14 protein-coding genes are annotated in these 13,236 nt (G+C 69.0%); 4 read left to right on the top strand and 10 right to left on the bottom strand.

Features of this window, described 5'->3' with window-relative positions; genetic code table 11:
- Positions 1 to 53: 53 nt before the first annotated feature.
- Both NS3_RS16600 and NS3_RS16595 read right to left on the bottom strand, forming a co-directional pair.
- A complete protein-coding gene (locus NS3_RS16600) occupies positions 54 to 1,364 on the bottom strand; it encodes a D-alanyl-D-alanine carboxypeptidase family protein (protein ID WP_067860604.1) in 1,311 nt (436 codons plus the stop codon).
- A 113-nt stretch (positions 1,365 to 1,477) separates the two neighbouring features.
- Complete coding sequence (locus NS3_RS16595; protein ID WP_067860602.1) at positions 1,478 to 2,206, bottom strand: DUF998 domain-containing protein; 729 nt, start codon at positions 2,204 to 2,206, stop codon at positions 1,478 to 1,480.
- Between the two features lie 344 nt (positions 2,207 to 2,550).
- On the opposite strand from NS3_RS16595, the gene NS3_RS16590 reads away from it, so the two are divergent.
- Complete coding sequence (locus NS3_RS16590) at positions 2,551 to 3,234, top strand: JAB domain-containing protein (protein WP_084495617.1); 684 nt, start codon at positions 2,551 to 2,553, stop codon at positions 3,232 to 3,234.
- 143 nt (positions 3,235 to 3,377) lie between these two features.
- Here the strand turns inward: NS3_RS16590 and NS3_RS16585 are convergent, their stop codons facing one another.
- From NS3_RS16585 to sdhC, 4 genes are read right to left on the bottom strand one after another with little or no spacing between them, the layout of a single operon-like run.
- On the bottom strand, positions 3,378 to 4,151 hold the full coding sequence (locus NS3_RS16585) for a succinate dehydrogenase iron-sulfur subunit (RefSeq protein WP_067860600.1): 774 nt from the start codon (positions 4,149 to 4,151) through the stop codon (positions 3,378 to 3,380).
- Positions 4,151 to 5,950, bottom strand: a complete 1,800-nt coding sequence (gene sdhA / locus NS3_RS16580; protein WP_067860598.1) for a succinate dehydrogenase flavoprotein subunit — start codon at positions 5,948 to 5,950, stop codon at positions 4,151 to 4,153. The genes NS3_RS16585 and sdhA overlap by 1 nt, the downstream gene beginning before the upstream one ends.
- Positions 5,951 to 5,966: 16 nt before the next feature.
- A complete protein-coding gene (locus NS3_RS16575) occupies positions 5,967 to 6,398 on the bottom strand; it encodes a succinate dehydrogenase hydrophobic membrane anchor subunit (RefSeq protein WP_067860596.1) in 432 nt (143 codons plus the stop codon).
- Between the two features lie 5 nt (positions 6,399 to 6,403).
- The gene (gene sdhC / locus NS3_RS16570; RefSeq protein WP_084495615.1) at positions 6,404 to 6,802 is read right to left on the bottom strand and encodes a succinate dehydrogenase, cytochrome b556 subunit; all 399 of its coding nucleotides are present in this window, start codon (positions 6,800 to 6,802) and stop codon (positions 6,404 to 6,406) included.
- A gap of 294 nt (positions 6,803 to 7,096) precedes the next feature.
- Between sdhC and NS3_RS16565 the strand changes: the two genes are divergently transcribed.
- From NS3_RS16565 to NS3_RS16555, 3 genes are all read left to right on the top strand, one after another.
- Positions 7,097 to 7,498, top strand: a complete 402-nt coding sequence (locus tag NS3_RS16565; RefSeq protein ID WP_067860672.1) for a cytidine deaminase — start codon at positions 7,097 to 7,099, stop codon at positions 7,496 to 7,498.
- A gap of 78 nt (positions 7,499 to 7,576) precedes the next feature.
- Positions 7,577 to 8,860 (top strand): thymidine phosphorylase, encoded by a 1,284-nt coding sequence (locus NS3_RS16560; protein ID WP_067860594.1) that lies wholly within the window; start codon positions 7,577 to 7,579, stop codon positions 8,858 to 8,860.
- A gap of 160 nt (positions 8,861 to 9,020) precedes the next feature.
- Complete coding sequence (locus NS3_RS16555) at positions 9,021 to 10,121, top strand: adenosine deaminase (protein WP_067860591.1); 1,101 nt, start codon at positions 9,021 to 9,023, stop codon at positions 10,119 to 10,121.
- 26 nt (positions 10,122 to 10,147) lie between these two features.
- Here the strand turns inward: NS3_RS16555 and NS3_RS16550 are convergent, their stop codons facing one another.
- From NS3_RS16550 to NS3_RS16535, 4 genes are read right to left on the bottom strand one after another with little or no spacing between them, the layout of a single operon-like run.
- Positions 10,148 to 11,404 (bottom strand): SatS C-terminal domain-containing protein, encoded by a 1,257-nt coding sequence (locus NS3_RS16550; protein WP_067860589.1) that lies wholly within the window; start codon positions 11,402 to 11,404, stop codon positions 10,148 to 10,150.
- 26 nt (positions 11,405 to 11,430) lie between these two features.
- Complete coding sequence (locus NS3_RS16545; RefSeq protein WP_067860587.1) at positions 11,431 to 11,778, bottom strand: YbaB/EbfC family nucleoid-associated protein; 348 nt, start codon at positions 11,776 to 11,778, stop codon at positions 11,431 to 11,433.
- Positions 11,775 to 12,116: a hypothetical protein gene (locus NS3_RS16540; protein WP_067860585.1), complete on the bottom strand. Its 342-nt coding sequence runs from the start codon at positions 12,114 to 12,116 to the stop codon at positions 11,775 to 11,777. Before NS3_RS16540 ends, NS3_RS16545 begins: the two co-directional genes overlap by 4 nt.
- Positions 12,113 to 13,234 (bottom strand): C40 family peptidase, encoded by a 1,122-nt coding sequence (locus tag NS3_RS16535; RefSeq protein WP_067860583.1) that lies wholly within the window; start codon positions 13,232 to 13,234, stop codon positions 12,113 to 12,115. Before NS3_RS16535 ends, NS3_RS16540 begins: the two co-directional genes overlap by 4 nt.
- Positions 13,235 to 13,236: the final 2 nt, after the last annotated feature.

The following is a 13,236-nucleotide window of genomic DNA, read 5'->3' as shown; positions in this document are numbered from 1 at the left end:
CGGGCAAGCGGCTCGCTGTCCGCCGGGACGGCGCGGCGCCTGGGGCGGGCGGATCACCTGTGGCGGCGGTTGACCCGGAACGCGCCGAGCAACAGCACGACGACGGCCACGCTGCCGACGATCACCAGCAGCGCCCGGGTGTCGGCGTGCGAGACGGTGTGCGGGGCGGCGAGGTCGCCTTCCAGCGGCGGTGCCGCGGGTACCACGGTCGGCTCGTCGAGGAAGACCTCGGCGCCGGGGAGCGCACCTACCGCGGCGACTTCGGCGTCTTCGGAGAGCGCGAAACCGTAGTCGAGCAGGCGCGCGGCCTGTTCCCAGGGACGGATCGGCCGCACGTCGGCCTGCAACAGAGTGACCGCGAGGCGGTGCCCGTCGCGTTCGGCCGCGGCGACGAAGGTCTGACGGGCGTCGTCGGTGAATCCGGTCTTGCCGCCCAGCGCGCCCTCGTAGTCGAACAGCAGGTGGTTGTCGTTGGCGATCGGGAAGCCGGGGTGGTCGGTGTCGTCCGGGATGCGCGGATCAGCGGGGTAACCGGGGAATTCGATCTGCTCGGTAGCGATCAGCTCGGCGAACAGCGGGATGCTCATCGCCTCGCGCCACAGCGCCGACAGGTCGTAGGCCGAGGTCGACATGCCCGGCCCGTCGAGTCCGGAGGGTGTGGCGACGCGAGTATCCAAGGCGGACAACGACTTCGCGACCTCGTTCATCTTCGCCACGGCCGCTTCGTCGCCGCCGAGCTGCGCGGCGATCATGTGCGCGGCGTCGTTACCGGACACCATGACCAGCGCTTGCATCAGTTGACGGTTGGTGTAGCGCCCGCCGGGGCCGATGCCCACTCGGGAGCCCTCGACGTCCGCGGCCTCCTGCGTGCCGACCACCACCCGGTCCATGTCGAGGGTGCGCAGCGCGACGATGGCCAGCAGCACCTTGATGGTGCTGGCGGGCCGGTAGCGGCCGTGCGGATCCTTGGCCGCCAGTACCGCGCCGGTGTCGAGATCGCTGACCAGCCAGGCGGTCGCCGAGATGTCGGCGGGCAACTCCGGCGCGTCGTCGGGCACCACGACGCCGCATTCGCTCATCCGCTCACCGCCGATCGCGGGCACCGGCACCGGCAGGGGACCCGGTGTGGGCTCGCCGGGGGCGGGCACCTCGGAGGCGTCGATCGGCGGGCGCGGCAGGTTCTTCTGCGGGCAGGTGTCGGTGTTCGGCGTGCTGAACGGTGTCGAGGTGGAGGTCGGCGGCGTCGGTTCGGCCGGATCGGCCACGACCGGCGCGGCGGCCGCCAGGACTGTCATCGCGAGCACGGCCGCGACGGTGAGGGCGGCGCGTGACCCGTGAGCCGGAGCGCAGGAGCGAGATCTCATCGACAGCGAGCCTAGCGGTGCGTCTCGGGCGGACCCCGGTGCCATCATCGCGACGTCGAGGGCGGCCGGGACCGGGCGTCCGGAAAGGGGCCGCGCTCCGATGACGGCGGCTGCTACCGGGACGGCTGCTGTCGGGACGGTTCCACCGGCTCGGGTACCCGCCGGCTGACGGGGCGCCGTAGCAGGACGAGGGCCAGCACCACCATCCAGGCGAAAGTGGTGTAGGCGTTGACGCGTTCCAACACGCCCAGCCGAGGCGTCGGTGCGTTGTTCGCGATATCGCTCATGAGCGGTCCCGTCAGCCCGGCCGACACCACGACGACCACCAGGGAAGCGATCGCGTAGAACCGAAACCACCCGCGCAACGCCACGGCCGAGGCGGTCACCGCGCCGAAGACGAGCAGGCCGAACGCCATCGTCGTGACGATGTGCATCGTGTCGTTGAAGCCGGTCTCCATCCCGCGCGAACTCATCGGAAAGAACGGGTGCGTCGGCGCGGTGACCACGCTCGCGGCGAACAGGAACCCGGCCGTCCACCGCAGGGCCCCGCTCCCACCCGCCGACCACCGGATACCTACGCAGAACGCGAGTACGAGCAGGCCGTGCAGGGCAATCCACGTCACCGCGAGCGGTCGCACCGGAGAGCCGTAGGCGGACAGTTCGCTGATCGCCTGGTCCCTGAAGCTGTAACCGTCGTACAGCACGCCGGAGACCAGGTCGCCGACCACGTAGACGACCACCGCCGCGATCCCGGCGAGTAACAGCGGCTGCCGGGTCGCCTCCCCACGCCATGCCCGCTGAACGACCTCGTCGGACGACTCGGCACCGACAGGTGTCGGCATGGCGCACCTCCGTATCGTCGTGTTCGAGACCAGTGTCCGCTTGCGGGCAGAGCGCGCAGGAGAGGCGAAGGTCCTTCGCATCGGCCGGGGAGCAGTGCGGCAGCCGCGCTGTCGGTAGGTGCCGGTGGTCGACATGCCGCACGAGCCGGGCAGCGTCAGCCCCACGACTTCGATGAACGGGGTGTCGCGGATGGTCACGCGAATGCGAAACGCGCCGGCTCGACGCTGTCGGGCGCGAAGCGGGCGGCAGGCCCGTCGGGGATCGTCCGCCACCGAGTGCGCGCCGACGGTGTCGGTGGGGGCTGGCATGATCGGCGAATCATCGTGTGCGACAGGGGGTTGGGATGTCGGTGCCGATCTCGCGGATGCCCAGTGCGCAGCGGCCGAGGGAGCGACTGCTCACGCTCGGGCCGCAGGCTCTCAGTGACGGCGAACTGCTGGCACTGCTGCTCGGGCAGGGCAGGCGTGGTGCGAGCGCACTGGAGTTGGCCGCCGAACTGCTCGCCGACCACGGCGGGATCACCGGGCTGGCGGCGGCGCGGCCGGAAGAACTCGCCCGCCGGACCGGCGTCGGGTCGGCCAAAGCGGCGGCCCTGGTCGCTGCCTTCCACCTCGCCAGCCGGTCCAGGGTCGAACAGGATCAGGCGCCGCGCCTGCTCGGTGCCCAGGACCTGGCCCGAGTCGCCCTACCGCTGTTCGCGGGCGCCCGGGTGGAACGCATGCTGGTCCTGATCTGCGACGCCCAGCATCGGCTGCGCCGCACCGTCTTCGTCGCCGAGGGCGCGATCGACCGGGTGGCCGTCCCGGTCCGGGAAATCCTCAACACCGTCCTGCGCCACGACGGGCGCTGCTTCGCCGTCGTGCACAACCACCCCTCGGGCGACCCCCATCCCAGCGTCGACGACCGCCGCGCCACCGCACTGCTGCAGGCCGCCGCGGACACCGTCGGCCTGCGCTTCCTCGACCACGTGGTGCTGGCCGGCGAACGCTGGGCCAGCGCCGCACCGCTGTCCTTCGACGACAGCTGAACCCGGAACCGCCGTGGCTCGTGCGGGTCCTGGGCGGCCGGGCTGCCGAGCCTGTCACCGCCCGGACCGACCGGCATCCGAGAACGACGAAGGCCGCTCGCGTCCTGGCGGACACGAGCGGCCTTCGTCGCGAAGAAGCGGGATCAGCGGGTGAAGAGCAGAGCCCGCTTGACCTCCTGGATCGCCTTGGTGACCTCGATACCGCGAGGGCAGGCGTCGGTGCAGTTGAAGGTCGTGCGGCAGCGCCACACGCCCTCGACATCGTTGAGGATGTCCAGACGCTCGCGGGCGCCCTCGTCACGGCTGTCGAAGATGAAGCGGTGCGCGTTCACGATCGCGGCCGGTCCGAAGTAGCTGCCGTCGCTCCAGTACACGGGGCAGGAGGTGGTGCAGCAGGCGCACAGGATGCACTTGGTGGTGTCGTCGAACCGGGCGCGGTCGGCCTGGCTCTGGATGCGCTCACGGGTCGGCTCGTTGCCGGTGGCGATCAGGTAGGGCTTCACCGCGCGGAACGCGTCGAAGAACGGCTCCATGTCCACCACGAGGTCCTTCTCCACGGGCAGGCCGCGGATCGGCTCGACGGAGACGGTGACGGACTTGCCGTCCTTGGGCAGCATGTCCTTCATCAGCACCTTGCAGGCCAGCCGGTTCACACCGTTGATCCGCATGGCGTCGGAGCCGCAGACACCGTGGGCGCAGGAGCGCCGGAAGGTGAGCGTGCCGTCCAGGTAGGACTTGATGTAGATGAGCACGTTCAGGAAGCGGTCGGTGGGCAGGACCGGAACCTGGAACGACTCCCAGTGCGCACCCTTGTCGTCCTCGGGATTGAAGCGCGCCACCTTGACGGTGATCATCACCGAGCCCTCCGGCACCGGGGCCGGATTCGACGGAGTGGTCTTCTCGAGTACGGCAGTCATCAGTACTTACGCTCCATCGGCTCGTAGCGGGTCTGCACCACCGGCTTGAAATCGAGCCGGATGTCGGACAGCAGATCCGTGCCCTCCTTGTAGGCCATCGTGTGCCGCATGAAGTTCACGTCGTCGCGGTCCGGGTAGTCCTCGCGGGCGTGGCCGCCGCGCGATTCCTTGCGGTTGAGCGCGCCCACGACGGTGACCTCGGCCAGCTCGAGCAGGAAGCCCAGCTCGACGGCCTCGAGCAGGTCGCTGTTGTAGCGCTTGCCCTTGTCCTGCACCGTGATCCGCGTGTACCGCTCCTTGAGCGCGTGGATGTCGGTGAGGGCCTGCTTGAGGGTGTCCTCGGTGCGGAACACCGAGGCGTTGTTGTCCATCGAGCGCTGCAGCTCGGTGCGGATGTCGGCCACCCGCTCGTTGCCGTGGTCGGACAGGATCAGCGCCAGCCAGTCCTGCACCATCTGCGCCGGGTTCTCCGGCATCTCGACGAACTCGCTGCGCTCGGCGTACTCGGCGGCGGCGATGCCCGCGCGACGGCCGAAGACGTTGATGTCGAGCAGCGAGTTGGTGCCCAGGCGGTTCGCGCCGTGCACCGAGACGCAGGCGCATTCGCCCGCGGCGTAGAGGCCGGGGACGACGTCGGTGTTGTTGCGCAGCACCTCGCCGCGGATCCGGGTCGGGATGCCGCCCATCACGTAGTGACAGGTCGGGAACACCGGCACCAGTTCCTTGACCGGGTCCACGCCCAGGTAGGTGCGGGAGAACTCGGTGATGTCGGGCAGCTTCTCCTCGAGCACGTCCTCGCCGAGGTGGGTCACGTCGATGTAGACGTAGTCCTTGTTCGGTCCGGCGCCGCGGCCCTCGAGCACCTCGAGCACCATCGAGCGGGCGACGATGTCGCGGGGCGCGAGGTCCTTGATGGTGGGGGCGTAGCGCTCCATGAAGCGCTCGCCGTCGGCGTTGCGCAGGATGCCGCCCTCGCCGCGGACCGCCTCGGAGATGAGGATGCCCAAGCCGGCCAGGCCCGTCGGATGGAACTGGTGGAACTCCATGTCCTCGAGCGGCAGGCCCTTGCGGAACACGATCGCCATGCCGTCGCCGGTCAGCGTGTGCGCGTTCGAGGTGGTCTTGTACATGCGACCCGAGCCGCCGGTGGCGAACACGATCGACTTGGCGTGGAAGATGTGCAGCTCGCCGGTGGCCAGCTCGTAGGCGACCACGCCGGTGGCGACCGGACCGCGCTCGGTCTCGGTGAGCACCAGGTCGAGCACGTAGAACTCGTTGAAGAACTCCACGTCGTGCTTGACGCAGTTCTGGTACAGCGTCTGCAGGATCATGTGACCGGTGCGGTCGGCCGCGTAGCAGGCCCGGCGCACGGGGGCCTTGCCGTGGTCGCGGGTGTGACCGCCGAAGCGGCGCTGGTCGATCTTGCCTTCGGGGGTCCGGTTGAACGGCAGACCCATCTTCTCCAGGTCGAGCACCGCGTCGATGGCCTCCTTGGCCATGATCTCCGCGGCGTCCTGGTCGACGATGTAGTCACCACCCTTGACGGTGTCGAAGGTGTGCCACTCCCAGTTGTCCTCTTCCACGTTGGCCAGCGCGGCGCACATGCCGCCCTGGGCCGCGCCGGTGTGGCTACGGGTCGGGTACAGCTTGGTCAGTACGGCCGTCCGGACACGGGGGCCCGCCTCGATGGCCGCGCGCATACCCGCGCCGCCGGCACCGACGATGACGACGTCGTAGCGATGTTCCTGAACAGGACGGGCTGCGACGGCGCCGCTGTTACGTTCGCTGGACTCACTCATGCGAGGTGGCCTGTTCCTAACTGATGTTGGGGTCGAAAGTGAAGATGACGTAGGTGCCGACGCCCATGATCAGGATCATCGAGACGGCCAGCAGGACCTTGAGCCAGAAGCGGGTCGAGTCCTTGCGGGAGTAGTCGTCGATCACGGTGCGCAGGCCGTTGCCGCCGTGCAGCTGTGCCAGCCAGAGCATGGCCAGGTCCCAGATCTGCCAGAACGGAGAGGCCCAGCGTCCGGCCACGAAGCCGAAGTTCAGCCGCTTCACGCCGCCGTCGATCATCAGCATGATGAAGATGTGGCCGAAGACCAGCACGATCAGCAGCAGGCCGGAGAAGCGCATGAACATCCACGCGTACTTCTCGAAGTTGTTGCCCGAGCGGGCGCGCGGCGAGCGCGGCAGGTCGAGGCTGGCAGGCCGGTCGTAGGACTTGCCGAGAACAGGTGCGCTCATCGTGATCAGTGCTCCGTCAGCAGGTAGAAGAACATGCGGCCGATGCCCGCGCCCGCGGTCACGATCGTGACGGCCAGCACGACCCAGAGCATCTGACGCTGGAAACGCGGGCCTTCCGACCAGAAGTCGACCAGGATCACCCGCACGCCGTTGAGCGCGTGGAACAGCACGCACACGACCAGGCCCATCTCCATGAGCGCGACCACGGGCGTCTTGTAGATCTCGATCGCCTCGTTGTACATCTGCGGGCTGACCCGGACCAGGGCAGTGTCCAGCACGTGCACGAAGAGGAAGAAGAAGAGTGTGACACCGGTGATCCGGTGCAGCGCCCAGGACCACATTCCGGGGTCGCCTCGATAGAGCGTCTTCCGCTTCGGCTGAGCCGGAGCTTCGATCGTGGTCATAGAGTGCGCTGCCTCCAACGTCGTCGATGGACCCGGTTGCAGGCCCGGTGCCGACCGCGCTTGATGGGGCGAAATCCCCAGATGGCTGTGCCTTGCTCCTCTAGCACGTGCCCGCTGTCGGGAACCTGAACCGATCTATCTCGGACTCTAATCCTCTCCGATTCGCGGAACTAATTCGGCGTGCCGTGCGTTGCGCGCCCATCCGGTGGGTTAGGTTTACCTTCATTGCTGTTCAACGGGGTGCGTTTCGTCGTGTGCGCGCGCTGTCGCTACCCGTTCGAGGAGAGGTCGATCGTGCCCGAAATCGACTGGAATGCATTGCGCGACAAGGCTCTTGAAGCAATGCGGCACGCCTATTCGCCGTACTCGCGGTTCCCGGTGGGCGCCGCCGCTCTCAGTGCCGACGGCCGAATTGTGAGCGGATGCAATGTGGAAAATGTCTCATACGGCCTGACCCTGTGTGCCGAATGTGTACTGGTCGGTAACTTGATTGTGACCGGCGGCAGGCGATTGATCGCGGTGTCGGTCTGCGATTCCTGGGGCGAAATTCTGACCCCCTGCGGACGCTGTCGCCAGGTGTTGCTCGAACATGGCGGTGCCGAGTTGCTGATCGACCATCCCGACCGCCCGCGCCCGCTGGGCGAACTGCTTCCCGAGGCGTTCGGGCCCGGCCATCTGGCGGCAGGGCAGCCCTGACGGACGAACCCCGCCGCGCGTGACCCCGCCGCGCGTGACCCCGGCGCGCGAAACCCCACCGCGTGCCAGACTGGCCGCGTGACGGCTCTGGACGCGGTTTCGATCATCACCACCAAACGCGACGGCGGGTCCCTGTCCGGCGAGCAGATCGACTGGGTGATCGACGGGTTCACCCGTGGCGAGGTCACCGACGAGCAGATGTCGGCGCTGGCGATGGCGATCTTCTGGCGGGGGATGACCCGCGCCGAGACCGCGCGCTGGACGGCCGCCATGATCGCCTCGGGGCAGCGGATGGACTTCACCGATCTGCCGCGCCCCACCGTGGACAAGCACTCCACCGGCGGCGTCGGCGACAAGATCACCCTGCCGCTCGCGCCGCTGGTCGCCGCGTGTGGTGCGGCGGTGCCGCAACTGTCCGGCCGCGGCCTCGGTCACACCGGCGGAACCCTCGACAAGCTGGAGTCGATCCCGGGCTGGCGGGCCGATGTGTCGCCCGCGCGATTGCGCGAGATCCTCGCGGACCCGGCCGTGGGTGCGGCGGTGTGCGCGGCGGGCGCCGATCTCGCCCCGGCCGACAAACGCCTCTACGCGCTGCGCGATGTCACCGGCACCGTCGAATCGATCCCGCTGATCGCCAGCTCCATCATGAGCAAGAAGATCGCCGAGGGCACCGCCGCGCTGGTGCTGGATGTGAAGGTCGGCGCGGGCGCGTTCATGAAGGACCCGGCGAGCGCGACCGAACTGGCGACCACCATGGTCGAACTCGGCGCCGACGCCGGGGTCCGCACGGTCGCTCTGCTGACCGCCATGGACACTCCGCTCGGGCGCACCGCGGGCAACGCCCTGGAGGTGGCCGAGTCGGTGGAGGTGCTGGCGGGCGGTGGCCCGGCCGACGTCGTCGAGCTGACGCTGGCGCTGGCCGCCGAGATGGTCGCCCTCGCCGGCCTCGACGCCGACCCGGCGCAGGTGCTCGCCTCCGGCCGTGCCATGGACCACTGGCGTTCGATGGTGCGCGCCCAGGGCGGCGATCCCGACGCACCCCTGCCGCGCGCCGCGCACACCGAGACGCTGCGCGCCGAGCGTGACGGGGTCCTCACCAGAATGGACGCACTCGGCGTGGGGCTGGCCGTCTGGCGCCTGGGCGCGGGCCGGGCCAAGCAGGGCGATCCGGTGCAGTTCGGCGCGGGAGTGGAGATGCACGCCAAGCCCGGCGAGGTGGTGCGCGCCGGGGACCCGCTGTTCACCATGCACACCGACACGCCGCGTATGTTCCCCGCGGCCACGTCGGCGTTGCGGGAGGCGATCGACATCGGGGAGCGGGTGCCGGACGCAGGGCCGCTCGTTCTCGATCGCATCGGATGACCAGTCGCACCGAACGCCGGGCCGATTTCGGGGCTCGCGTGCCGTCGTGGGCAGTCGGTGACAATCAGGGAAGGTGGACGGATCCGGTCGCGGCGGTGACCGTTCGGTGTCAGCGGTTCGGTCCGCTGCCGAAACGAGGGACCGCGGCTAACGTATTGCTATGACAGGACCGACGCCACCGACCCTCGCTTCGATCCGCCGAGCGCCCAAGGTCTTGCTGCACGATCACCTCGACGGTGGTCTGCGGCCCGCGACGGTGCTGGAGCTCGCCGCCGACTGTGGGTACGACGAGCTACCGGCCGACAACGAGGCGGACCTGGAGGCCTGGTTCCGGGAATCCGCCGACTCCGGCTCGCTGGAACGCTATCTGGAAACCTTCGCCCACACCGTCGCCGTCATGCAGACGCCCGAGGGTCTGCGCCGGGTCGCCCGCGAATGCGTGCTGGATCTGGCCGCCGACAGCGTCGTCTATGCCGAAGTGCGCTTCGCTCCCGAGCAGCATCTGGAACGCGGGCTGAGCCTCGACGAGGTGGTCGAGCACACGCTGGCCGGATTCAGGGAGGGCGAAGCCGAGGCCGCCGCGGCCGGGCAGCCGATCGTGGTGGTCTGCCTGTTGACCGCCATGCGGCACGCGGCGCGCTCGCGCGAGATCGCCGAACTGACGGTGCGCTGGCGTGACCGCGGCGTCGGCGGATTCGACATCGCGGGCGCGGAGGCCGGGTACCCGCCCACCCGGCACCTGGACGCCTTCGAGTACATGCGCGCCAGCAATGCCCACTTCACCATTCACGCGGGCGAGGCGTTCGGGCTGCCCTCCATCCACGAGGCGCTGGCCTACTGCGGATGCGACCGGCTCGGGCACGGGGTGCGCATCATCGACGACATCCGGGTGCCCGGCGGCGAGATCGCCGACGCCGAACTCGGCAGGCTGGCCTCCTACGTGCGGGACAAGCGCATTCCGCTGGAGCTGTGCCCGTCGTCGAACGTGCAGACCGGCGCGGTGCCCTCGCTCGACAAGCATCCCTTCGACCTGCTGGCCCGATTGCGCTTCCGTGTCACCGTCAACACCGACAACCGGTTGATGAGCGACACCAGCATGAGCAAGGAGATGTTCGAGCTGTCGCGGACGTTCGGTTACGGCTGGAGCGATCTGGAACGGTTCACCATCAATGCCATGAAGTCGGCGTTCGTTCCGTTCCCGGAACGTCTGCGCATCATCGACGACATCATCAAGCCCGGTTACGCGGTCCTGATCGGCTGACCGGCTTCCGCCGATCAGCCGGGCTGCTACTCGGACGTGAGGCGGGCTTCGAACGCGCGCTCCAGCTCCCGCCAGGCCTGCGCCTCGGCGTGGAACGGCGGGTTCGGGGCCAGCCGGGTCGGGTCGGGGTTGAGCAGGTAGGACACGTACCAGCCCAGCGGGGTGGACTTGGCCAGCGCGACCTCGACCACATCGTCGTCGGCGTAGTCGGCCGCGTCGGTGAACAGCTCGACGGCGAGGTCGAGCTGATCGATGTCGACGGCATCCGGTCCCGCGGCCAGATCGTCGGCCAGGCCGGGCAGCACGTAGACGTTCTCGTCGGTGACCTCGACCTCGAGCGAGCCGTCGATGGCGGCGGTCTGCACCTCGCCGAAGGTGCTCACCCGGGCCAGATCGTGCTCATGGTCGTCGGCCAGGTAGCGGGCCAGCGCCCGCTCGGAGGCGAAGGTCAGGATCGCGCCCTCGGTGCCCAGGAAGATCGGCTCGTCGTCGAGGTAGCAGCGCAGCGTGAAGTGGGTGCCCTCGCTGGTGATGATCTTCACCGGGTCGATGCCGACCTCGTGCCAGAACGAGTCGTCGTCTTCATCCTGCGCGTCGTCCTCGGTCTTGTCGAGGTCGACCGGCTCGAACTCGGCCTCCTCCTCGCTCTCGGCCGCGTCGTCGGCGTCGACGATGTTCTCCTCGGCGGCCAGCAGTTCGGCCTCGGCGTTGGAGACCGCCGTGGCGTCGACGTCGGGGGTGCTCACCACCGAGTCGACGGCGTCGAGCACATCGTCCCAGTCCTTGGCGATGGCGGCGCCGATCTGGTCCCAGAGCTCCTCGCCGTCGCGTCCGACGAACGCGCTCGCCCCGCCCGGCAGCGCGCCGAGCACCGGGTGTGAGCTGAAGAACTTGGTGACCACGTCGAGCTCGCACACGTCACCGAGGTTGCGCACCATGTCGAGGGTGTCCTCGAGTTCGGCGACGACCTCCGGCTCCGGGTCGCCCGCGGCGAGCTCGGGGACGCCGACGAGGTCGAAGCTGTGGTGCTCCTGCGGCTCCAGTTCCACCGCCGACAGTCCGACCACGACCTTCCACGCGGGATGGTCCACCAGGTCGTTGTCGGTATCGGTGCGGACGAAGGCCGCCAGTTCAGCGACGGACTCGAATCCGTAGAGGGTGTCCTCGTGTCCGAGGAACGCCATCCACTCGTCGTCACCGTCACGCCAGCGTGGCGCCCACAAGGTGACGAGATCGCCGTCGGTCAGGCCGAGCTCGATCGGGACGATGTCTCCAGAAGCCATGAGCGGAAGCCTATCGAGCTTCCGGCTCAGGCACTATCCGGCCTGCCCCCGAGCGGGCCCGGACCCGATTTCGTGTCCGAAGCGAACGACTCGTTCAGCGTCGCAACGACCTTCGAACGCTGCTCGCCCGCGTCCTCGGCGGCCTGCCTGCACGCCCAGATGATCAGCTGACCGACATCGGCCGGGGCCATCGTGGTCACCGACTCCGACAGCCGCAGACCCACCAGCGCGCCGTTGCTGTCGACCTCCACGCCGACCGCGCCGTCCTCGCTGGTGAAGCTGCCGCGGACCTGGCCGAGGCCGTACAGGGCGGCCTCGAGTGCCTCCAGTTTGGCGGTCGCGTTGGCGACCAGGGCGTCCATCTCAGCACTCACAGTGGCCTCATCCAGGTGGTCGGTCCGGTGTCGGCGTCGTCGATCCGGTCGAGTTCGTCGACCGCCTGCTGCCGGGTCGGCAGGCCGAGCTTGTCCAGCATGTCGGCCGGCATGCCCGTCTCGGCGAGCAACTCACGGCGCTTGGCCCGCGCGGCGATGGCCGAGCGCTGGGTCAGTCGCAGGATCTCGTTGGCCAGAGCCTGTGCGCCGTAACGGTATTCGCTGCGCTCGAACTTGATCTCCACCGGCATGCCCTGATCGGTCGCGCGCACCGCGATGGTGCCCGACCGGTTCTGGCTGACCGCGACGGTGACGTTCGGGATCTGCTGTTCGCTCATTCTGTGGGCCTGTAGAAGCCGTAGAACTCCATACCCATGTTCTCCGTTCGGATGTTACTGATCGAGACCGGATCACCCGCCTCGACGAGCTGACCGTTGCCGACCACCATGGCGACGTGGCCGTCCCACACCGCCAGGTCGCCCGGCATCAGCTCGCCGGGGGAGACCTGCGGGTGACCGATGTGCTGTTCCTGCGCCAGTCGAGGCAGCTCGACGCCGGCCTCGCCGTAGGCCCACTTGGTCAGGCCGCTGCAGTCGATGCCGGAGCCGGGGGTGTTGCCGCCCCAGACGTAGGGCGTGCCGGTGGCGCTGATCGCCGCGGTGACCGCCTTGGCGGCCTTCTCGTTGGGCGCCTCCACCACGCTGCCGTCGGGCAGGGTGATCTTCACGCCGTCGGAGGTGGCGCTCGACGAGTCCGAGGTGTTCGAGTTCTGACCGCTCGGCGTGGTCGCCGCCGGCGTAGTCGAGGTAGCGGCCTGCGAGACCTGCTTCAACGGCGTGCTCGCCATCGAGGTGACCAGCGAACCGGCCTGCCCGGCCATGCCCAGCAGACTCTGCAGGCCGGAGCCCGCCTGGCTGGTGATCGCCCCCGGCAGGCTCGCGACGGCCGGACTCGACGGCGCGGGGGTCAGCTGGGTGATCGCGGCGGTCTGGGTGTCGAGTTCGCTGCGCACCCGCCCGACCACACCGATGCCCTGGTTCAGGTGATCGATGGCCGAGCCCACCAGCAGTGTGAAGCCCTGGGGCGTGGCCACCGTGGGGCCGAGTGCGGTGGCGGTGTTCACGAAGGACTGCACGATGGTGTTCAGGTCCTTCTGGCCCGTTTCCACTTCCGCGGCAGCCTGATTCACGACCGTGGCCATCTCCGTGCTCCGGTCGGAGATGGTGGCAGCGGAGGTCTGCACGCGCAGCGCCTTGGAGGTGGCCGAGTCGGCCGCGACGCCGTCCCACGCGGTATTGAGCTGGTTGATGCTCGCCTTGCCGAACTGGTGCAGCTGATCGAGCGCGGTGGAGGTGGACACCAGCGCGTCGCCGGGCCCGCCGCTGGGCTGCACACCCGTGCCGAAGCTGCTGAGCAGGTCGAGCAGGGGCTTGACCAGCACGTTGATGTCGATCACCG

This window comes from Nocardia shimofusensis NBRC 100134 (genome assembly GCF_001613125.1).
GTDB lineage: Bacteria > Actinomycetota > Actinomycetes > Mycobacteriales > Mycobacteriaceae > Nocardia > Nocardia shimofusensis.
This window is presented reverse-complemented; position numbering and strand designations above follow the sequence as displayed.